At 50.0% G+C, this 22430-nt stretch carries 19 protein-coding genes; 7 read left to right on the top strand and 12 right to left on the bottom strand.

The features are described 5' to 3' along the window. Positions 1–5: 5 nt before the first annotated feature. The 5 genes from epsC to ACTCCX_RS06940 all read right to left on the bottom strand — a co-directional run bounded on the left by epsC (position 6) and on the right by ACTCCX_RS06940 (position 5293). A complete protein-coding gene (gene epsC, locus ACTCCX_RS06960) occupies positions 6–545 on the bottom strand; it encodes a serine O-acetyltransferase EpsC (protein ID WP_463275329.1) in 540 nt (179 codons plus the stop codon). A 77-nt stretch (positions 546–622) separates the two neighbouring features. Continuing rightward, entirely contained in the window at positions 623–2092 is a 1470-nt protein-coding gene (gene gltX, locus ACTCCX_RS06955) for a glutamate--tRNA ligase (protein WP_463275328.1), read from the bottom strand. Positions 2093–2140: 48 nt separating this feature from the next. Beyond that, complete coding sequence (locus ACTCCX_RS06950; RefSeq protein ID WP_463275327.1) at positions 2141–3235, bottom strand: PIN domain-containing protein; 1095 nt, start codon at positions 3233–3235, stop codon at positions 2141–2143. A gap of 26 nt (positions 3236–3261) precedes the next feature. Continuing rightward, entirely contained in the window at positions 3262–4644 is a 1383-nt protein-coding gene (gene radA / locus ACTCCX_RS06945) for a DNA repair protein RadA (RefSeq protein ID WP_463275326.1), read from the bottom strand. A 103-nt stretch (positions 4645–4747) separates the two neighbouring features. Next, positions 4748–5293 carry a dCTP deaminase/dUTPase family protein gene (locus tag ACTCCX_RS06940; RefSeq protein WP_463275325.1) on the bottom strand — a complete coding sequence of 182 codons (546 nt, stop codon included), beginning with the start codon at positions 5291–5293 and terminating at the stop codon, positions 4748–4750. Between the two features lie 347 nt (positions 5294–5640). Between ACTCCX_RS06940 and ACTCCX_RS06935 the strand changes: the two genes are divergently transcribed. Beyond that, the gene (locus tag ACTCCX_RS06935) at positions 5641–6750 is read left to right on the top strand and encodes an ABC transporter ATP-binding protein (RefSeq protein ID WP_463275324.1); all 1110 of its coding nucleotides are present in this window, start codon (positions 5641–5643) and stop codon (positions 6748–6750) included. Between the two features lie 308 nt (positions 6751–7058). Here ACTCCX_RS06935 and ACTCCX_RS06930 read toward each other — a convergent pair whose 3' ends face one another. After that, positions 7059–8603 carry an alpha-amylase gene (locus ACTCCX_RS06930; protein ID WP_463275323.1) on the bottom strand — a complete coding sequence of 515 codons (1545 nt, stop codon included), beginning with the start codon at positions 8601–8603 and terminating at the stop codon, positions 7059–7061. A 234-nt stretch (positions 8604–8837) separates the two neighbouring features. On the opposite strand from ACTCCX_RS06930, the gene ACTCCX_RS06925 reads away from it, so the two are divergent. Continuing rightward, positions 8838–9827 (top strand): VOC family protein, encoded by a 990-nt coding sequence (locus ACTCCX_RS06925; protein ID WP_463275322.1) that lies wholly within the window; start codon positions 8838–8840, stop codon positions 9825–9827. Positions 9828–10097: 270 nt separating this feature from the next. On the opposite strand, the gene ACTCCX_RS06920 is transcribed toward ACTCCX_RS06925, so the two are convergent. The 6 genes from ACTCCX_RS06920 to ACTCCX_RS06895 form a co-directional block, all read right to left on the bottom strand. Continuing rightward, complete coding sequence (locus tag ACTCCX_RS06920) at positions 10098–12305, bottom strand: alpha-galactosidase (protein ID WP_463275321.1); 2208 nt, start codon at positions 12303–12305, stop codon at positions 10098–10100. A 30-nt stretch (positions 12306–12335) separates the two neighbouring features. Beyond that, positions 12336–13775, bottom strand: a complete 1440-nt coding sequence (gene gtfA / locus ACTCCX_RS06915) for a sucrose phosphorylase (RefSeq protein ID WP_463275320.1) — start codon at positions 13773–13775, stop codon at positions 12336–12338. A gap of 54 nt (positions 13776–13829) precedes the next feature. After that, on the bottom strand, positions 13830–14654 hold the full coding sequence (locus ACTCCX_RS06910; protein WP_463275319.1) for a carbohydrate ABC transporter permease: 825 nt from the start codon (positions 14652–14654) through the stop codon (positions 13830–13832). 12 nt (positions 14655–14666) lie between these two features. Then, on the bottom strand, positions 14667–15605 hold the full coding sequence (locus ACTCCX_RS06905; RefSeq protein WP_463275334.1) for a carbohydrate ABC transporter permease: 939 nt from the start codon (positions 15603–15605) through the stop codon (positions 14667–14669). Between the two features lie 66 nt (positions 15606–15671). Beyond that, entirely contained in the window at positions 15672–16946 is a 1275-nt protein-coding gene (locus ACTCCX_RS06900; RefSeq protein ID WP_463275318.1) for an ABC transporter substrate-binding protein, read from the bottom strand. Positions 16947–17405: 459 nt separating this feature from the next. Beyond that, positions 17406–18242, bottom strand: coding sequence for an AraC family transcriptional regulator (locus ACTCCX_RS06895; protein WP_463275317.1), 837 nt, complete (start codon positions 18240–18242; stop codon positions 17406–17408). Between the two features lie 189 nt (positions 18243–18431). Here ACTCCX_RS06895 and ACTCCX_RS06890 point away from each other — a divergent pair, with 189 nt between their 5' ends. The 5 genes from ACTCCX_RS06890 (at position 18432) to ACTCCX_RS06870 (ending at position 22408) form a co-directional block, all read left to right on the top strand. Next, positions 18432–19196: a DUF6612 family protein gene (locus tag ACTCCX_RS06890; protein WP_463275316.1), complete on the top strand. Its 765-nt coding sequence runs from the start codon at positions 18432–18434 to the stop codon at positions 19194–19196. 154 nt (positions 19197–19350) lie between these two features. Further along, positions 19351–19722 (top strand): GntR family transcriptional regulator, encoded by a 372-nt coding sequence (locus ACTCCX_RS06885; protein ID WP_463275315.1) that lies wholly within the window; start codon positions 19351–19353, stop codon positions 19720–19722. Then, on the top strand, positions 19715–20404 hold the full coding sequence (locus tag ACTCCX_RS06880; RefSeq protein WP_463275314.1) for an ABC transporter ATP-binding protein: 690 nt from the start codon (positions 19715–19717) through the stop codon (positions 20402–20404). Before ACTCCX_RS06885 ends, ACTCCX_RS06880 begins: the two co-directional genes overlap by 8 nt. Continuing rightward, positions 20401–21228 carry a hypothetical protein gene (locus ACTCCX_RS06875; RefSeq protein WP_463275313.1) on the top strand — a complete coding sequence of 276 codons (828 nt, stop codon included), beginning with the start codon at positions 20401–20403 and terminating at the stop codon, positions 21226–21228. The genes ACTCCX_RS06880 and ACTCCX_RS06875 overlap by 4 nt, the downstream gene beginning before the upstream one ends. A gap of 13 nt (positions 21229–21241) precedes the next feature. Continuing rightward, entirely contained in the window at positions 21242–22408 is a 1167-nt protein-coding gene (locus ACTCCX_RS06870) for a hypothetical protein (protein ID WP_463275312.1), read from the top strand. Positions 22409–22430: the final 22 nt, after the last annotated feature.

Raw genomic sequence — 22430 nt, 5'->3', positions numbered from 1 at the left:
GCTAATCATTCGGTCATTTTTTCCTCATTCCGTTTATGGTAACGGACGATTTTTGCCGGGATACCGACAGCTGTGACATCAGGCGGAATTTCGCTGACGACCACAGCCGATGCCCCGATTTTGGCATTGTCGCCGATTTTGATCGGCCCCAATACTTGCACATGGGCAGACAACAGCACATTATTCCCGATCGTGGGATGGCGTTTGCCGGTATCTTTCCCGGTGCCGCCCAGCGTCACGCCATGGTAAATCATGACATCATCGCCGACTTCGGCGGTTTCCCCGATGACGATCCCCATACCATGGTCAATGAACAGACGATGCCCGATCGTTGCCCCCGGATGGATTTCGATACCGGTCAAGAAACGCCCGAGATGCGAGATAACCCGGCTGAAGGTATACCAATTACGCTTATAAAAAAAATGAGCGATATCATATACAACGATGGCATGTAGCCCCGGGTACGTCAGAATGATTTCCAACGTACTCCTTGCGGCCGGATCATGATCTTTTATGGTTTGAATCGTTTCGCGTATTCTATTCAAGTCATCTCATGCTCCTTTTTGGATTATCCATCCATTATATAGAATCAGCTCATTTTTGCTATCCTTTTTTCTCTGTTTTACATTTTTTCCAATACGCTGTTCAGGTGAGCCAAGCTCTTTTCTCTGCCCAGCACTTCGATGGTCTTGCCGATTTCAGGTCCGTGCATTTGGCCGCTTACGGCGACGCGGATGGCCATGAACAGGTTCTTGCCTTTGATTTTGGTTTCTTTTTGGACTGCCTTGATGGCGCCCAGGATTTCAGCTTCTGCGAACGGCTCAATGGCAACCAATTGCTCTTTGAAAGCGGCAAGCACAATCGGCGCCGTTTCGGCAGCCAGGATTTCCTGCGCTTCTGCATCCAGATTGAGTTCATCCGCGAAGAACAGTTCGGAAAGGGCAACGATTTCAGCGGCATAGCTCATTTGCTCGTGGTAAAGGCCGATCAATTTTTTCGCGTAAGCTTTGTCGTCCTCGCTAGGGTTTTCCGGCAATTTGCCGGCAGCAACCAAGTGGGGTGCGGCTAATGCCACAATTGTGTCCAAATCGGCGCTCTTCATGTATTGGTTGTTGATCCATTCCAGTTTCTTCTGGTCGAAGGCGGCAGGTGATTTGCTCAAACGTTCCGGATCGAACATCTTGATCAGCTCGTCTTTCGAGAAGATTTCGTCTTCTCCTACCGGTGACCAACCCAACAGCGTGATGAAGTTGAACATTGCTTCCGGCAAGTAGCCCAAGTCTTTGTATTGTTCGATGAACTGTAGGATCGTTTCATCGCGTTTGCTCAGTTTTTTGCCGGTTTCGCTGTTGATGATCAGAGTCATGTGGCCGAAAACAGGCGTCTTCCACTCGAAGGCTTCATAGATCATCATTTGTTTCGGTGTATTGGCGATATGATCATCCCCGCGCAGGACGTGAGTGATGCCCATCATGTGGTCATCCACGGCAACCGCGAAGTTGTAGGTAGGGAAGCCATCGCGTTTGCGGATGATGTAATCTCCGCCGACGCTGCTGGCTTCGAACGTGATCGGTCCTTTAACGATGTCGTCAAATGTATAGGTATTTTCGATCGGCACACGGAAACGGATGACCGGCGTGATGCCTTGTGCTTCTTTTTCAGCTTGCTGGGAAGCCGTCAAGTGCGCGCATTTCCCTGCATAATGCGGCATTTCGCCACGGGCACGTTGATGTTCGCGTTCCGTCTCCAGTTCTTCCTCGGTGCAGTAGCATTTATAGGCTTGGTTCGCAAGCAACAACTGGTCGATCAAAGGATCGTAGATATGCTGTCTTTCGGATTGACGGTATGGGCCGACTTTGCCCGGTTTGTCCGGACCTTCATCCCAGTCCATCCCTAACCATTTCAGGTTTTCCAGTTGGCTCGTTTCGCCATGTTCAAGGTTGCGTTTTTGGTCCGTGTCTTCGATACGGATGATGAACTCGCCATCGTTATGGCGGGCAAACAGATAGTTGAACAATGCGGTACGGGCGTTTCCGATATGCAGGTTACCGGTTGGGCTTGGTGCATAACGTACGCGGATTTTCTTTGTCATATGAAGTATCCCCTTTTCTGTGAAGCTGGTTATTTCGTGCTGGATTTCTTATTTGATGCCTTTTTGTGAATGCGCAGGCTTCGCGAAAATCATGCGGCCTGCTGCTGTCTGCAAGGCGCTCGTGACGACGACTTCGATCGTCTCGTTCATGTAATGCTGTCCCTCTTCAACGACGATCATCGTGCCGTCGTCCAGGTAAGCCACCCCTTGATTGCGTTCCGTTCCGACTTTTATAACCGTGACGACCATGTATTCACCGGGTATGACGACCGGTTTCACGGCGTTGGCCAAGGCATTGATGTTCAATACCGGTACATTCTGGAACTCGCAGACTTTGTTCAGGTTGTAGTCGTTCGTGACGACGATGCCGTCGATCAGTTTCGCCAAACGGATCAGCTTGCTGTCGACTTCGGGAATCTCTTCGAATTCGCCGTCGTAGCTTTCAACGACGATGTCTTCTTCTTTTTGGAGTTTGTTCAGGATGTCCAATCCCCGTCTGCCTCTGACGCGCTTCAGGCTGTCCGAGGAATCGGCGATGTACTGCAACTCGCGCAACACGAAGTTGGGAATGACGATGACGCCTTCCATGAAACCGGTCTTGGCGATATCGTAGACGCGGCCGTCGATGATGACGCTCGTATCCAAAATTTTGTATTTGCGGAAAGTATCGTCCGCTTTACGATCAAGCATCTGCGGTTCTTCCTGCTTTTTCGGTTTCGCTGCGAACAGTTTCCGGAATTCTTCAGTGCGGGTAGTCCCCACGCGGAAACCCAAGTAAGCCAAAATCAAGGACAGGATTGCCGGCAACACATCGTTGATGACCGGAATCCTCAGTGATGTCAACGGGATGCCGATCAGCCAAGCCAACACAAGCCCGATGATCGTTCCGATTGAACCGAACAGCATGAAGCTGACCGATAAGGTGCTGAAGTAGTTCTCAATTTTCTGGATGACATCCAAAATGAATTTCATCAACAGAAAGGATAATAATAAAAATATAAGTGCTCCAATTCCAATATTAACAAAAACATTGTTGAAAAGATTATTCTGTATGCCCGCTAATCCCCACAGGTAAGGCATCGCTGTAACACCAGCGCTTCCGCCCACCAAGAGGAAAACGGCCGTTATGATTTTCCGTTTCAAAGGCTTCCCTCTCTTTCCATTTGTCATCAATTTTTATTCGGAAATACTTTGCGCAGCGTTTCTTGCAGTGTCGCGACAGGAATGATCTGGATGCCTTCCGGATGCTTCCAGCCGGACAGGTTGTTCTTCGGCAAATAGACTTTCGTGAAGCCCAATTTTTGGGCTTCGTTGACGCGCTGTTCGATCCGGCTCACCCTGCGGATTTCACCGGTCAGGCCGATTTCGCCGATGAAACACTCGGTCGCGGAAGTCTCGCTGTCCCAATAGCTGGAAGCGATGCTGACAGCCACCGCCAAGTCGATGGCCGGCTCATCCAGCTTCACGCCGCCTGTCGATTTGAAATAGGCATCCTGGTTCTGCAGCAGCAAGCCCGCGCGTTTTTCCAGCACGGCCATGATCAGCGAAACCCGGTTGTAATCCAATCCGCTCGCGGTCCGGCGGGCATTCCCGAAGACTGTCGGCGTAATCAGGCACTGGATCTCAGCCAGAATCGGGCGCGTACCCTCGAGCGAGGCAACGACTGCCGATCCGGACGCTCCGGCAAGCCGCTCCTCCAGGAATAGTTCGGATGGGTTGCGCACTTCGCGCAGGCCGCCTTCGATCATCTCGAAGACCCCGATTTCGTCGGTTGATCCGAACCGGTTTTTGACGGCACGCAGGATCCGGAAGGCATGATGGCGATCGCCTTCAAAATACAGCACCGTATCCACCATATGCTCCAGCATCCGCGGTCCGGCGATGGCGCCCTCCTTCGTCACGTGGCCGACGATGAAGATGGCGATATCGTTGCTCTTCGCGATCCGCATGAATTCGGCGGTGCACTCGCGCACTTGCGAGACGCTGCCGGCCGTGCTCGTGTTGTCCGGATGGATCATCGTCTGGATCGAGTCGACGATGACGAATTCGGGCTTGATCCGCTCAATCGTATTGCGTATCGCCTCGATATCCGTTTCTGGGTAGATATAGAAATCGGTGCCCTTGACCCCGAGCCGTTCCGCCCGCAATTTGATCTGACTCGCGCTTTCCTCTCCGGAGATGTAAAGGACACGGTGTCCGCCTTGGTTGATCTGCGCCGAAACTTGCAGCAATAATGTGGACTTACCGATTCCCGGGTCGCCTCCGATCAGAATCAGCGAACCTGGTACGATCCCTCCGCCCAGCACATGGTTGACTTCTTCCATCTGCGTCTTGACGCGCGGCAGATTCTCGGTCTTGATGTCCTGGATGGCGATCGCTTCAGGAACGTTTCCGCTGAAATTGGAACGTTGCTGTTGCTTGACTGCTTTCGTCGCTTCCCGTTCTTCCTCCATTTGGTTCCAAGTGTTGCAGTTCGGGCAACGTCCCAGCCATTTCGGCGACTCGTATCCGCAAGCCTGACAAACGTATTTCACTGCCGTTTTCTTTGCCAAATGAATCTCTCCTTCAAGTATGAATCAACTTATCTTATTTTATCACAAAAAGCCTACTCTACGTATAACAATCCGCAAATACCCACGGATTCGGCTTTTCTTTTTAAGCCTGTCCTGACGATCCGAAACCGCCTGTGCGTTCCGATCCTTCTGGTTCATCCTGATCGGCTTTCAAAAACTGCAGGAAGATGCCCTGGCCGATGCGGTCGCCCTTGCGGATGACTTTGTCGCGTAACCCGAAATTCAGAAACTGGAAGTAGATGTGGCCTTCATTCCCCTCATTATTGTAGTAATCGGCATCAACTATGCCCACGCCGTTCGGCAGCACGATGAAATTCTTCAGCGGATTGCTGGAACGATTCGTCAATTGTAGGTATTCATCTTCCTGCATGTAGGCTTTGATTCCGGTAGGCACCAAAAGCGGCCGCAAAAGCTGCTCTTTCTTTTCGATCGCCTCATCGTTGTCGCTCCCGAACAGTTCCCCAAGCTGCAACCCCGCGCTTTTCACGACCGTTTTCCAGATAGCCGGCAGCACGATTTCTTCGGCTGCTTCAAAATCATATCCCGCTGCATGTCTCGTTGCACGCTTAGGCAATCGGATGTTTTTGTCGGCATAACTGCTGATGACTTCAAACCCTCTTTTGTTCATGGATCAAAACTCCCTTTTCTCTCGAATATGACTGCATCGATCTTTGATGCATCAAAGAACCATTTTACCAAAACAACGGCGCTTTTTCACGGTTTAGTTGTGCTCTTGCCTGTTGTTAAGGTTGCCGGAGCGAGCGCTATGCAAACTATAGCAAGGAATTGAGACTTTTTTATGACCAATTCCTGAGATTTTTCTAAAGCCTTTCCGCACCAGGAAAGCGCCTTCGGCAAAGTGCACAAAACGATGGCGGTTTTTTTGGGCAGTTTCCCGTGGTCGTGGAATCCGCTTTCAAATAGAATAAGGACATAAAGAAAAGCCCAAAAAACCAAAAAGGCAGGTACAAATAAATGGTAGAGATCCAATTGAACAGCATCCACAAAAAATATGACAATGCCGCTAATTATTCGGTTACAGATTTCAACTTGCACATCCAAGATCGCGAATTCATCGTCTTTGTCGGTCCTTCCGGCTGCGGAAAGTCGACAACGCTCCGTATGATCGCCGGTCTGGAAGACATTTCCGAAGGCGAATTGATCATCGGTGACACAGTGATGAACGACGTGGCGCCAAAAGACCGCGACATCGCAATGGTGTTCCAGAACTACGCGCTCTATCCGCACATGACTGTATTCGACAACATGGCTTTCGGTCTGAAGTTGAGAAAGTACGCAAAAGATGAAATCAAGAAACGCGTTGATAACGCAGCCGACATCTTGGGCTTGACGGAATACTTGGATCGCAAACCGGCAGCATTATCCGGTGGACAAAGACAACGTGTCGCTTTGGGTCGCGCAATCGTGCGTGATGCAAAAGTCTTCCTGATGGATGAGCCGTTATCCAACTTGGATGCAAAATTGCGTGTGGCCATGCGTGCCGAAATCGCAAAATTGCACCGTCGCTTGAACACAACTACAATCTACGTAACCCATGACCAAACTGAAGCGATGACAATGGCAGATCGCATCGTCATCATGAAGGACGGTTTTGTGCAACAGATCGGCAGCCCGAAAGAAGTCTATGATACGCCAGTGAACGTATTCGTAGCCGGATTCATCGGTTCGCCTGCCATGAACTTCTTCAACGTCACTTTGCAAGATGGCGTCATCACGAACGGAGAAGGTCTGAAATTGACATTGCCTGCCGGAAAACGCAAAGTCCTGGAAGAAAAAGGCTACAACGGCAAAGAATTGATCTTCGGCATCCGTCCGGAAGATATCCAAAGTGAGCAGATCGTTCTTGATACCAACCCGACTTGGGGCGTCAAAGCAGAAGTGGTCGTATCCGAATTATTGGGTGCTGAAACCATGCTTTACAGCAAAGTCGGCGGAACAGAATTCATTTCCCGTGTGGACGCGCGCGATTTCCATTCGCCAGGCGAAGTCATTGATTTGGCCTTCAACATGAGCAAGTCCCACTTCTTCGACAAGCAATCTCAAGATGTGATCGCCATCCCTTAACCAGAGGATGGAGGCATCACCTTAATTACGCTTTCCAGTTCTAACCTACCCTCCCCCCCAGAAAAAGGCGAGCCGCTAACGGTTCGCCTTTTTCTAATGGTTGTGTTTGTTTGGGTGATCTCGACATTCCGGAACGCTGTCCTGGGCTGATGCCCGACACAAGGGCAATCCGTCAGGTTTGTTGGGATTTTCGGTAATCGTTTTGTCGACACATGATAATGAGGAGGCTGGGACAACATCCCAGCCTCCTCATTGTATAACTATTGTTGTTTCTTCAGCAGTTTTTTACCACACGCGTTCGGTAAAAGTTATTCTTCAACCGCATCCGCGTCAAAGGCTTGCTCTGGGGAGATCGCGTCCTTGACCCAGACCGAAATCGAACCGGCATTGACCGGGAAGCGGCCGGTGCCGTCTTCACCGATTTCGACCTTGTCTTCACGGTTGCCTGTATAGTCCGCGAAAGTCTGTCCAGCGTACTGCTCACCGACATACATGTCTTTGAATCCTTCTTCGCTGTTGGACAGTACCGCAGCCAAGCCGTACGGATGCTCTTCGTTGCCCAGCCGGCTCCAGCCGACGCAGTTGCCGTGGTCGAAGTAGTCGCGCTGTTCGCCGTAGGCATGGTTGGCGCGCAGATAAAGCAGTTTGTCCAGGAAAGTCTGCTGGCCGTCGACCGGATGCGGGCCTTTGATGCCGTAATAATCGCCGTAGAACAGGCACGGGAAGCCTTGTTCGCGCAACAGGATGACGCCGTACGCCAACGGGGTGAACCACGGCTCGACGTAAGACTGCAGCGCTTGGGCCGGTTGCGAATCATGGTTGTCGACGAAAGTGACCGCATGGGTCGGATTCTTGGCGACCAGCGTCTGATTGAAAAGATTGCGCAGATCGTAATCCTTGCCTTGCTGGGAAGCAAGGTGGAAATTCTGATGCAACGCCACGTCGAAAAGATCGAAGGTGAAATCCGTTGCTTCCAGATATTCTTTGATCGCGCCATATTTGTACTTCCAATATTCGCCGACCACATAAAAATCATCGCCGTGCTGCGCGCGGATCGTCTCCACGAAATCCTGCACGAACTGGTCGTTGATGTGTTTGACGGCATCCAAGCGGAATCCGTCGACACCCGTCTCCTTAATGTACCAATCTGCCCATTTCTTGATTTCCTCAACGACTTCAGGATGGCTGTAGTCGATATCCGCATACATCAGGTAATCGTAATTGCCGTATTCGCTGTCGACGCTCTCGTTTTCCGCCCAACCTTTGTCGAGGCCTTTGATCATGTAGATGGCTTCTTTGCCGGATTCGTTATTGAAGTCCGTCCCGGTGAAATGTTCCCAGGACCATTTGAAGTCGGAATATTTGTCACCGCGGCCGGGGAAAGTGAATTTCGTCCAGCCTTCGATTTCGTAGGAGCTTGATTGTTTCTCTTGCCGGTTGTCCGGATCGACTTCATAAGCAAGGAAGCGTTCGGTCTCGTCCGCGCCGGCTTTGTGGTTCAAGACGACATCGGCATAAACGGAAATGCCTTCCGCGTGCAGCGCTTCGATCGCGGCCAAATACTCTGCTTTGGTGCCGTATTTGGTGCGGACGGCTCCTTTTTGGTCGAATTCGCCCAGATCATAGAGATCGTAGACGCCGTAGCCGACATCATTCGTTCCGGTGCCTTTATAAGCCGGAGGAGTCCAGACAGCCGTGATGCCCAATTCCTTCAGATGCTTTGCATCCTCCTTGAGGCGATTCCATAATTGACCATCATCGTCCAAATACCATTCAAAATATTGCATCATCAATCCATTTCCTGCCATTTGATCACTGCCTTTCATCCTGTTTCGTTTTTTGTTGTAGTCCATAAAATGCTTTTTGATACCCTTATTATACATATTTACTTTCCGATTGCCTTTCCGGACGCCTCCGGATCGGCCGTTTTCGTGCTTTTCCTGCTCACGGAGCGAAATGCTTGCATCTTGGGTCGGACGCCGGTATACTCACATTAAGTTAGCTGATTGCTGATTTCTTTTTTTGGCTATATATCTCGAATTAGGAATATACGAAACAGAATACACAATGAAATGAGGAAACGAACTATGAACACATTAAGAGGAATTCACCACGTCACCGCCATCACCAGCAGCGCCGAGAAGAACTATGCTTTCTTCACCAACATCCTGGGTATGCGCTTGGTCAAAAAAACCGTAAACCAAGACGACATCCAGACTTATCACCTTTTCTTTGCTGATGATCGCGGGAGTGCCGGTACGGACATCACCTTCTTCGACTTCCCGGGCATCCCGAAAGCCGTCAGAGGGACAAATGAAATCTTCAAGACTGGCCTGCGCGTCCCTTCCGATGAAGCCTTGGACTATTGGGTGAAACGCTTCGACAAATACAACGTCACGCATTCCGGCATCCATGAACAGTTCGGCCGCCGCGTGATCGACTTCCAGGATTTCGATGAGCAACTTTACCAATTGGTTTCGGATGAGGCCGATGCCGGCGTGGCTCCCGGGATTCCATGGCAAAAAGGGCCTGTTCCGAACGAATACGGCATCCATGGCTTGGGCCCAATTTTCGTCCGCATCGCTGATTTCAATTTCTACAAGCAAGTATTGGAGACCGTATTGGGCTTCCGCGCCGTCGCTTCCGAGGGTGCTGTCCATCTCTTTGAAGTGGGAGAAGGCGGCAACGGCGGCCGCATGATCGTGGAGCACAATACTTCGCTGGGCCAAGCCCAGCAAGGCTTCGGCAGCGTCCATCATATGGCCTTCCGCGTCAAGGACCGCAAAGAGTTGGAGGAATGGATCGAGCATATGGGCTCTTACCGCTTCCCGATTTCCGGTTACGTCGATCGCTTCTATTTCGAATCGCTTTACGCCAATATCGCTCAAGGCATCCTCTTGGAATTTGCGACGGACGGCCCCGGCTTCATTGATGATGAAGAGCCTTACGAGACATTGGGTGAACGCTTGGCATTGCCGCCTAAATTCCGTGATTCCCGCGAAGAGATCGAAGGCTTGGTCCGCCAATTCGATACTGTGCGCAGCACGAAAGTGTTCGAAAAAGAATATTTGGAGTGACAGAACCATAATCAAATGAATCAAGCAGAATCACCGTCCTTCTCCGGCGAACGGAGGCTTCGCCGGAGTTCAGGACGCATTCCGATTTGTGTTCTCCGATGAGCACGGCTTCGTCGGAGCTGAGCCCGATTGTTACCGGTGTGCTCCGGTGAGCGGAGGCTTCGCCGGAGTTGGGGACGGATTACTGGATTACACGCACTGCTCCGATCCACGCACGCAAAATAAGAGAGGGGACGTCTCGTAATGAGATGGCCCCTCTCTTATTTTGCTTCAGTGTTTCACAGCTTGTGCTTCCTTCAGCACCAGACAGACACTCTGGTAGTCCCCTTGCAGGGCATCCTTCAAATAAAGTCCACGGTTCATCAGCTCATCGCCGCCGATTGTGCCTTCGTACCCGCTGACGGTGTAGAATTTGGCGGGATCCAAGCCTTTGAGCAGCACTTTTTTCTTCTTCAGGTTGGCCCGGTCGAGGACGCGGTAATAGAAGTAGAGCGCCTCGTCCTGTTCCGGACTGACGAAGATCCAAGCGGCTTCGTTCTGGGTTTCGAAAGGACTGAGGATGCGGTGGAAAACGCCGTATTGGACCAGTCCGCGGTGCTCCTTGTAGAAGCTGATCTGCTCCTTCATCTCCTGCTTCTCGGCTTCGGACAGCGTCGTGACATCGAGTTCGTAGCCAAGATTGCCGGCCATCGCCACATCGCCACGCATCTTCATTGAAGCCATCCGATGCGTTTGATGATTCGGGATAGCTGAGACGTGCGAGCCCATGCTCGAAATCGGCATGATCAGGCTAGTGCCGTACTGGATTTCCAGTCGCGCCACTGCATCGGTGTTGTCGCTGGTCCAAGTCTGCGGCATATAGTAAAGGATACCCGGGTCGAAGCGTCCGCCGCCGCCTGAGCAGCTTTCGAAGAGGATCTGAGGGTATTTCGTAACCAGCGCCTCCATCACTTCATAAAGACCCAGCATGTACTTGTGCAGCACTTCCCCCGGCACGGCGCCCGGACCCGCGCTGCCGATTTCGGTCATGTTGCGGTTGTAGTCCCATTTGATGTAGTCGATCGGCACTTCATCCAGGATCCGCATCATCTGCGCCAGGATATTGTCGCGGACTTCCTTGCGGCTAAAATCGATCACGTATTGGCTGCGGCTGAGCGATTTTTCCCGGCCCGGCGTATGGATGCACCAATCCGGATGGGCACGGTATAGCTCGCTGTCTTCAGAGATCATTTCCGGTTCGAACCAGAGTCCGAAGAGCATGCCTTTTGCCTTGATGTTCTCCGCGAGCTGCTTCAAACCGGACGGCAATTTCGCGGTGTGGACATGCCAATCACCCAGCGAAGAGTAATCATCGTCACGTTTGCCGAACCAACCATCGTCCAGCACGAACAGTTCGATCCCCAAAGTGGACGCCTCATCGGCCATCGCCTCGATCTTTTCGGCTGTGAAATCAAAGTAGGTGCCTTCCCAGTTGTTGATCAGGACTGGACGCTCCGCAAATTGGTGTTGGCCGCGGATCAGGTGTTTCTGGTAGAACGGGTGCAGTGTCTGCGACAGGCCGTTCAACCCGTTTTCGCTGTATACCAATACGACTTCCGGCGTCTGGAACGTCTCTCCAACAGGCAAATGCCATTGGAAGTGGGTTGGATTGATACCCATCTGGACGCGTGTCTGCGCGTAAGTGTCAACTTCGACATTGGCACGGAATTCGCCGCTGTAGACGAAATGGAACCCGTAGACCGCTCCTTGGTCTTCCGTAGCCGTTTTTTCGGCCAAAGCCACGAACGGCTGATAGGCATGGCTCGTGGTGCCGCGCTTGCTGTCAAGCGTGTGGATACCGCGGACAAGCGGCGTGCGCACGATTTGGCGTTCTCTTCCCCAGGCACCCGGCAATTGGATCATATCGAAAGCGTCATCCGGGAAATCGATGGACATGCTCAAGGCTTTGTTCAGATGGATGTCTTCGGCTCCGTTGTTGCGGAAACTTGCCGAACGCGTCAGCACCGGATAGTCACGGAACAAGGTGTAGCTCAAAACAACTTCAACTTTTGTGACGGTATCTTCCAGCGTCAGCAACAGCGTATCCGCCGGCTCTTCCTTTGTTTCATAAGTCTGCGGCAAGCCTTGCAATGGCTGTTTGCCGGTCAAGATTTCATGGCTCTTATAAGTCAGCAGGCTAACAGTCGTTTGATCCGGATACAGGCACTCGAATGCTGATTCGCGGAAATCGCCGCTGCCGTTGCCCGGAAATTCCTGCGGTAAGGTCGCCAGCGAAAACACACGGCCAGGCACCTCGAACGGATTGGGCGCAAAGGCATTGTCTTGGCGCGGATAATCAGCCACTTGCGAAAAGCTGTTGATCCGTTTCCCCCAGTACTGATGGGACACATATTTTTCTTCTTCCAGTGAAATCACATAGCTCACTGATTCATTCTGCAAATGAAAATATTTCTTGCTTTCATCGAATGTTATCGTCACAGTCATCACTCCTTGGCTCTCTTCATTTTTCTAAAATATTTGTTCTTCTCCTGCCGCAGTCCGGTGCAGGATCGAGAAGGCATTTTTGGTCAAATCGACCGTCAGGCTGGCCGATTCTTCGGCAGTGGCCCAGGTCAAGGTGAAGGCGCCTTCGTCGTGTTGCGTTATCTCCAGGTCGCCGTCGAACGCTTTGGCCGTGTTGCGGAAAGCCAGCAGACGGAAAAGGTCTTTGACGACCGGACGTTCGATTTCCTGTCCGATTTCAGCCAGGCTGTAGTAGTGACGGTTGATGTTGCGGCCTTCCTTGCTGTTCTCCAGCAACTCAAGATCGTTTTCGCCGGCCAGCAAGCCGACATAGTAGATCTGCGGAATGCCCGGTGTGAAGCACTGGATCGCCCGCGCCAACAAGTAGGCGGCATCGTTGTTGCCCAAAGCCGAGTAGTACGTGCAGTTGATCTGATAAATGTCCAGGTTGTTGTAGGCTTCCGAACTGTAGATCCGCTTCAGGTTGGCGCCTTTTTCGTAAAGGGATTCGACCGCGAAGTCCACTTCTTCTTGGGTCAGCAGGTCCTTCACATCGACGACACCGATGCCGTCATGCGTATCCAAGGTCGTGAACTGGTTGCGCGGACAGATCTCCAGCCAATGCAACAGTTTTTCGGCTTTGCCGCTGTATAGGGCATGCAGCACCAGCATCGGCAAAGCGAAATCATAGACCGGATAGCCTTTGTCGGCGATTTTTTGTTGGATTGTGTAATGCTCGTGGATTTCGGGAAGGACCGTCACACCATATGGCTTCAGAATTTCCACTGCGTATTCCAACATTTCCCAAATTTCCGGTTCCACGAAGAAGCAGTTCGTATCCAATTGCTTGATGGCATAGGCGAACGCGTCCAAGCGGATGATCGAAGCCCCTTTATCGGCCAAGAAGCTCAAGGTGTCTTTGATGAACTGGCGCGTCGCTTCGGTCTTCACGTTCAGATCGATCTGTTCTTCCGAGAACGTGCACCAGACTTTTTCGGTCGTGCCGTCTTTGAAGTGGGCGTCCACAAACGGTGCTTTCGGTTTGCGTTTGTAGATCAGATCGATGTCCGTTTCCGTCGGCCGGTTTTCCGGCCAATAGTCGTTGTAGCGGATGAAGTAGTCCTTGTAGGGAGACTCTTCTTTTTTCTCCAGAAAATCCAGATAATAGGGGGATTGGGCGGAAATGTGGTTGAGCATGAACTCATACATCATGTAGTACTTTTCGCTGATGCGTTTGATGTCCTCCCAGCCACCGAACCTTTCATCGACTTTGGTGTAGTCCATCGGCGAAAAGCCGCGGTCACCGGATGATGGGAAGAACGGCAGGACATGCACGCCGCCGACTACCCCTTTCAGATGGGTGTCCAGCACCTTTTCCAGATCCTTCAGGTTGTTGCCCAGACTGTCCGGATAGGTGATCAGCATTGCTTCGTTTTTGATTTTCATTATCGGTTACCTCATTTTCGATGTCATTAGCTGAACAAATACGTTCGGCTTTTCTTACTTGCCTCCTGTGGTTGCGATGCCTTCGATGAATTGTTTTTGGAACAGGATGTACAGGATGACCATCGGGATGATCGCGATGACCGAACCGGCCATCAGTTGCGGATAATTGGTCGTGAATTGTCCTTGCAGGCTGGCTAATCCAGCCGATAATGTCATTTTGTCCTGGGACATGTTGACAACCAATGGCCACATCAGATCCTTGAAGGCAAAGAGCGACGTGAAGATGCCCAAAGCCACCAAACCGGAACGCGCCAGCGGCATGTAGATGCGGTAGAATACTTGCCAGGTCGTTGCACCATCGATTATCGCGGCTTCCATCAGTTCGTCAGGTAATTTTATGAAAAATTGGCGCAGCAGGAAGGTCCCGAAAGCGGAGACGATGCCCGGGATGACCAGGGCCGAGATCGAATTCAAAAGTCCCAAATTCTGGACCAGCAAATATTGCGGTGTCAGATAGATCTGCGAAGGGATCATCATCTGCGTCAGGACGATGCCGAAAAACAGGTTCTTTCCGGGAAAATCCAGTTTCGCAACCGCGAAGGCAGCCATCGCGCTGAAGAGCGTCGAGGTCAATACCCTGAAGGCGATCATCAAACCGGTGTTGATGTAAAAACTGACGAACGGCAAGGAATTCCATACCGCTTTGTAGTTCTCGATCTGGAACACTTCCGGGAAAATTTGCGGTGGAATCTGTGTGGATTCGCTGATCGTTTTCCCCGAGGTCAGGACCATCCACAGGAATGGCACAATCATCAGCAAAGACCCGATGATCAGTACGATGTGGATCAGTGCTGTCGTTTTATTCATTTTTGTCTGCATATTTTTTCACTCCTAATCGTAGGTGACCCATTTTTTCTGCGCCAACAGCTGGATGCCGGTGATCGCCATGATGATCAGCACCAACGAGATGGCGACAGCCGAACCGTAGCCTTTGTCGTTGAGCACAAATGATTCATTGAAGAACATATACACCAGCGATTGCGTGCTCTTCAGCGCCAGGTTCGTGCGGTCGAACATCATGAAGATGATATCGAACACCTGCAGCGCACCGATGACGCTCGTCACGGAAACGAAGAACAGTTGCGGCGAAAGCAGCGGCAGTGTGATCGAGAAGAATTGTTTCAGCGGTCCGGCGCCATCGACAACAGCCGCTTCATAGTATTCTTTGGGTATTTCCTTCAGACCCGCCAGCAGCAGGATCATGTTGTAGCCGACGTTCGTCCAGATGCCGACGATGATGATGGACCAGATCGCCACTTCCGGGTCGGTGATCCATAAGATATTTCCGGAATAACCGAGTTTATCCAGCACCGCATTCAGCAAACCGTATTCCGAATTGAACAACCAGCGCCAAACCATCGCCACGGCAGCCGGGGCGGCGATCATCGGCAGGAAGAAGATGGTCCGGTACAGCCCGACCGCTTTGATTTTCGTGTTCATCAACACCGCAAAGAACAGCGACAGGACCATCGTGATCGGCACTTGGATAGCAGCATAGAAGAAGGTGTTTTTCAATGATTGCCAGAACTCAGGATCCTGCAGCATCTGCAGGTAGTTGTCCAGCCCGACGAAGGTCGAGGTGCCGAACGTGCTCACGCTCTGGAAACTCATGTACAGCGACTGGAACAAGGGGATGACGTTCAGGATCAAAAGCCCGATCAGTGTCGGTGCGATAAAAAACCAGCCCCATATCGCCGTTTTTCTTTTGCGCTGCGCAGGTGTCACCGTGCGCACGGTTTTTTCTTTAGGGATTGCTACATCCGATTTCATCATAATTCACCTCTATATATTTGAAAGCCACTCATGGGAGCATCCCACAAGCGGCCTTCTATTTTTTTATTTTTCGTTCGCCAAGACTTCTTCGACACCAGCGACGATATCCGCAGTTACTTCTTTAACAGTCGCTGTGCCGTCGAATACTGGCATCAAGGCAGTGTTTTCGACATCTTCCCAACGGGCTGTTTCTTTAGAGTAAGGTTTGATGTAGGCATTTTCCATTTGATCTACATAGACTTGCATATTGAATTGGCTGTAGGCATTTACGAAGGTTTCTTCGGTTCCTTTATAAGCTGGGATTGCCGCGCCGTTCTCGCCTTGCAGACGCATCGCTTCTTCTGTTCCCAGGAATTCGACGAATTTCAGAGCCGCTTCTTCATTTTCGGTTGAAGCTGCAACGGAGTTCGCCAAACCATTGAATAGTGTTGCCGCTTGTTTGCCTTTTGGTAATGGTGCGACATCGGTATTGGCAGCCGTATACTCATTGTTGGCCATTTCCCCAGTCATCCATGAGCCGAAGAAGCCCATCGCGCCGCGTCCTGATTGGAAGAATGATAAGTTCGTGTTTTCAGCAAATTGGCTTTGGGTCGGTGATACGCCATGTTTCACGCTCAGATCCGCGTACCATTGCACAGCTTCGATCGTTTCGTCCAAGCGGAAGCCGGATTCGGTCTTGTCATCGGACAATACGTAGCCGCCGTTCTGGAAGATGAAGTTGTGGTAGCCTTCCTGTCTGTTCAAAGGAGCCAAGATACCATAGACGCCGTTGTCGGGATCATTCAAGGTTTGAGCAGCCGCCAGCATTGTGTCCCAAGTCCAAGTTTCATCCGGGTAGGCAACGCCCGCTGCGTCGAACAGCGTTTTGTTGTACCAAAGTGCGATCGTGTCAAAGTCTTTCGGGATGCCGTAAAGCGCGTCATCAGCCGAGTACAGTTCAACCAGTTCTGCCGGGAAGTTGTCCAGAGAAGTCAGCTCGCTGTTTGCATAGGTTTCCGACAGATCCATCAGGACGCCACCCTCTGCATATTTCGCGATTTCGTTGGAGTGCATCCAGAAGACATCCGGCATGCTTTCACCTTTTGCACCCGCTTCCAGTTTGGTCCAGTATTGATCCCAAGGTGTCACTTCGACTTTTACGTCAATGCCTGGGTTCTCCGCTTCGAAAGCTTCCGCTATCGCTTCCATGCCGGGTTGTTGGATTTTGTCCCAAATGCTGTAAGTGATCGTAACATCACCTGAAGCATCCCCACCATCGGAACCATTTCCGCAAGCGCCTAAAACCAATCCTGATAACAATACTGCAGCCAATGATGCTTTCTTCCAATTCTTTACCATGTCTTCTCCACCTTTTCTTTTATCTATAAAATTGTATGCTCGAAAACTAAGGAACTATTGGGTCATAGAGAAATTGCACCTAAACCATTCAAAAACAACCACTTTGCAAACGGTTACTTGTTTTGATGAGCTAATAATACCAAATATGACCCTTAGCTGATAGATATTCATCCATACAAAAACATACATTTTTGTTGATTTTAAAACTCGCAACCTCAAAGCATGCCCAAAGACGTTCCGCTACCTTTTTGGATGCTGAATACGGCTTCCCTCCAGCTAGATCACTCCTGTCTTTTTCGTGTGCTGGCTTGTTTTAAAGTATAGGCGCATGTAAGCGTATTCCAAATAGGATTATGTTTTGCATATCAGTCAAAATGTTAGATTCTGGGATTATGGGTGCTGTCCACTTCCATAAGAAAAGCATCGGGAACTTCCGATGCTTTTCTGTCTTTATCACGCTTATTTGGTTTTGACTTTCTTTGCATATTGCCTTGGAGACAGCTGCATCTTGCTTTTGAAGATACGCGTGAAACTCAACGGGTTCTTGTAGCCGATTTTTTCTGCAATATCGGCAATGCTGAGGTCCGTCGTCTCCAGATACTCCCGGCTTTTCTGGATCCGGAAATCGATCAGGTATTCATGCGGCGTCCGGTTCGTCGTTTTGTGAAAAACGGCAGTCAGGTAGGAATCATTCAGTGCCAACTCCTTACTGATGTCACCGATGAAGAAATCGCTGTCCTGATAACGTTCTTTGATGATTTCGATCGCCCTTTTCGTATATTCAACACCTTTGTTGATTTTTTCGATCTGTTTGATTTCGGTGCCGTCCAAGTCGTGCCCCAACACACTCAGAAAAAGATAAAGCTGCCCTTGCAGCCGCAACCGCGACAGAACATCGAATGGGTTGGCCGCCATGATTTCCTGCAGCATCTCCTTCACTTGCCCGAAGTTCTTCACGTTCCCCACCGGATGCGAAACCTGGAAACCGATGGCCGTCAGCAAAGCCTCCAAATGCTCGCCCCGCATGCCGATCCAATAATATTCCCAAGGATCCTCTTCATCGGCCTGGTAATAGGTCATCACGTTCGGATAGATGATGAAAAATTGGCCTTCCTTCAGATTGAAGCGGCTGTTTCCGATTTCGAAGTAGCCTTTACCCTTCATGATGATGTGGATCAGAAAATATTCCCGGACTGTCGGCCCGAAGCTGTGGTTGGGCGCGCACTGCTCCTTGCCTTTGGTTGTGTAGTAAAGGTCCTTATAGTAGATCTCGTTTTTGAAAAAATCCTCATCCATCGCCAATACCCCCATCTCTGACTCCTGTTGTGGCTACTGTTTCCATTATAGGTTGGTCTTTCCGCTATAGCAAACCTTCTCTTTTGGCAGATTCTCTTGTACAATGGGAAAAGATTGCCCGCGTATCGGGCAGATTCCCCATGACCTGTACAATCCCACACTTTTACGATAGATTTGGAGGCACCACTTTTGAAAAAAATCATCCTTTTCGCGCTGCTGCTCCTACCATTTTCTCTGTTTTCAGCTTGCGCAGCCGCATTACCAGGAGAAGAAGTCCTGCAAAACCTCACCAATCGCTCCGCTGACCTCGAGAGCTACCACCAGTTCGTCGTTTTCAGAACCACAACCACAAAAGAAGACCTGAACGGTGCTACAGCGGTGAACGAACAGTACGCAACCGCCGATGCGACACTGTTCCCGGAAGAAAAGATCGGTTACGGAAAACGGATAGACAAAAACAGCGCCTATCCCACAACAAAATCCGAATTCTATGTGACTCCGGAAGTGGGTTACACCAGGACCGACGATGCTGATTGGACCGCTTATGCCACACCTGATGTTCCCTTGGCCAGTCTGCAGATCTATCCGCTGGAGACGTTTATCGAATTGAGCCAAATCATTGAAGCATACGGCACCCTCGAACTGAGAGGGGACGAGTACCTGCTCAGCTTTTCCGGCAGCGATGATGCGTTGAACAAAGAGATCAACTATCTGTTCCAGACCCTGCCTTCCGAGCAGACCGAGTACGACATCGAAATTCGTCTGGACGCCGAAACCTTCTATCTGACAGCCTTCTCCTATCTTTCCACAGTCACGCGCACGGATCAAAAAACCGTTGCTACGACTGAACTGACTGGCGAATTCGACCTGTACGATCAGGCCAAAAAGTTGAAGACTGTGCCTGACTTCGATGCCGCAGATACGACTGCCGAGACGGCTGATTCTTCGTTTTGATCCTCCTTACCTCAGTAAGTCAACCGGCACCCTGTCTTCAGGGTACCGGTTGACTTACAGGTGTATTACCCATATAATACACCTGTACATATATTTTTTACCTCAAGTGTATTAATAGATTAATACACTTGATCGGAAAAGGCAGGTGGGAAAAGTGATTTTTGACAAAAGAAGTCCGGTCTATGAACAGATTATCGAAATGCACAAGCAGAAAATCGTCAGCGGCGATTTCCAACCCGGACAAGAAATACCGTCGCGCCGGGAATTGGCTACACAATTAAAAGTGAATCCGAATACGGTACAGCGTGCTTATAAGGAAATGGAGGGGCTTGGTTTGATTTATACAGATGGAAATTCTCTCAGCAAAATAACGGAAAGTCAATCGAAGATCCAGACATTAAGACAAGAGCTATTGGACGAGGCCTTGCAAGGGTTCATCGAAACGGTACGGACAATCGGACTGGATGATGACGTGGTACTGGACTTGATCAAAAAGCGCTTGAAGGAGGTGCATGTGAATGATTGAAATCAAGAATCTGGGAAAAAAATACGGCAAACGAACCATTTTGGAAGATGTCAGCTTTACCATCAAAAAAAATGAAGTGACTTGTCTGACCGGAATGAACGGTACAGGCAAAACAACCCTCATGAACTGCATTATGGGTCTGGTTCCGCGCAATAACGGTTCGATCACGATTGATGGGGAGGACATCCAGCAGCAACTGTACGAAACAATTTCCTATATCCCTGACTCACTGACGATGCCACGATGGATGACAATTGCGGAGTCGATGACGTTTATGAATACTTACTACCCGAATTGGAATGCCGCCAAAGCGGATGAATTACTTTCGTTTTTCCGTCTGGAATCGGATCTGCAACTGAAAAATCTCTCCAAGGGAAATAGCGCAAAGGTGAATTTTTTGTTGGGACTTTCCCTGGACGCGGATTACTATTTGATGGATGAGCCGTTTTCCGGCATCGATGTCTTTGCCCGCGAGGATATCCTGGAAGTCTTCACAAGCAAATTCGTGACGGACAAGGGCGTCCTCATCGCCACTCATCATATGGATGAAGTCGAAATGTTGTTGGACCGGATCGTCATGCTGCGCAGCGGCCGTGTGGTCAAAGATTTTTACGCAGAAGAAATCCGCCAAAACGAAGGAAAGGCAATCATTGATGTGATGCGGGAGGTGTATCAACCATGAAAAAATTTATGGAACTATGGATTTTCGAATGGAATCGCGCGAAACGGTTCTATGGCTTCCTGTTGGCTTTTGTGACGGCTTTGCAGGCTTATGCGGTCTTCCATGAATATAACTTCTGGAAAGATGGGTATGAAAACTACCGGCAACAGGGCTACGCTGCAATGCCCGAACAATATCTGCAGGACTATGGGCATCTTACGTTGGAGGATGTAACAAACAACTCATTCTTCGGTTTTTCGATCCTGACAGCCATTTTCGCATTGCTCTTCTATGCCGTCTTTATCTGGTATCAGGATTGGTCTGGAAAAAACCGTTTCTCTTTCCGTTTGCTCAGTCTGCCGGGTAACCGTTTCGCTGTGTATGCAGCAAAATTCGCGACCATTTGGCTCCTGATCACAGGACTGCAAGTTTGGCAAATCGGGCTTTTGTATCTTGAGGAGCTAGTCTTTTCCGGACTTATTCCGGCGGACATCTATCGGGAAATCCCTTTGCAGATGGCAGCGACTAACACTTCTCCATTAGGCCTAGCTTTACCAAGTCTCTTTTCCAATTATCTGCTCTACTACACTATTGGCTATACAGCGCTCACTTTAGGGTACACGTTCATCCTGATGCACTTGAGCGGACGTTGGAAAGGGGTATTCTTGGCAGCTACTCTCGCAATCATCCTCTTTGCCGCAATGCTCCTCTTCCTGAGAACAGGCATCACAACGCGTTTATATGCGGAAGAAAAGTACTGGATGACGATTGCCGTGAGCCTTATGCTTTGGCTATCCGGGACATGGGCTAATTATCGGTTGCTTGAAAAACGCATCAGCGTATAGAAGGAGGACTAAAATGAGAAAACAAACGATTTTATTGCTGAGTCTCCTTTTGCTTGTCGTTCTCGGAGGATTCTACACACAGCCGAGGTTGGCAAAAGAAGAACCTTTGCGCATCGGCATTGAGACAGTTTCTGGTGATGAAGCAGTTTTGGATGGCTTACTCTATTACGGAACAGCACACTCGCAATGGGAAACGACTACCCTAAGCTTCGACCGTTCCGGCTTGCGCCATTCCGAAACGCAACGTCAGGACGCATTCTTCCAAGATTACGCAGAAAGTGCTGTTCAGATTTGGCGCGATGAGTATAAAGCGTTTATGCGCGGGAAGCAGCCTTTTGAAGGGAATTATGCCGAAACCGAAGGAAAACTCTACTATTCAGCAGCGGAGGATGACGGCTTCCTGATAGCGACACTGGACAAGGCTGACGGAACCGTTACGGAAACGCTCCTCGCTTATCCGGAAAAAAAAGAAAAGACCTATTATAACGTCAATCGCACGGACTTTCTGGACGGCAAGGTGATTATCTCGTACAGCCGTTATGATGAATATTCAAATAATCGTGGCACGGACATCCTGATTTGTGATCCGGTCAGCGGTATGCAGGAGGAACATTTTGCTTTCGATGTTCCTGCGGATTTCACGGGTTATCAGAGTGTTACTACATCCGTGTTGACACAAGGCGATCAAAAAGCAATCTTCCTCATGGAGCGGCTCGAAGAAGCTGATCGGGATGCTACAGAATACGTTGCACCGGTTGTTTCATTCTCCTTCAAGCGCTATGATTGGACAACGAAGGAATGGTCAACACTGGCTGCTAAAGCATGGGTGGATGATCTATCTTACGCAATTAAGGACGGCATCTTCTATCAATTGCAGCACACGGATCAGGAATGGTCAATCCAACCGCTTGACCTGATGCAAGATCAAGCACGCGATAAAATCAGCCTCCAGAATACTGCTGATTGGGAACAGACCACTGATATGAATTGGCAAATCCTCATTTCCGACAACCGCATCATACTGACGGAAAATTATCTGGAGCCTGACCGGGCTTCTAAACTGGCTGTTTTCGAACTTCAGACTGGGGAAATGCTCTACAGCGGGGAAATCAACGCCACGTTCGCCGATACAAAAAAAATCGATTTGCTCTATTTTGATAAGATTGTGTACGAACCATAAACCGAAAAAAGAACAAGATTCC

Source organism: Trichococcus sp. (assembly GCF_055118575.1).
This window is presented reverse-complemented; position numbering and strand designations above follow the sequence as displayed.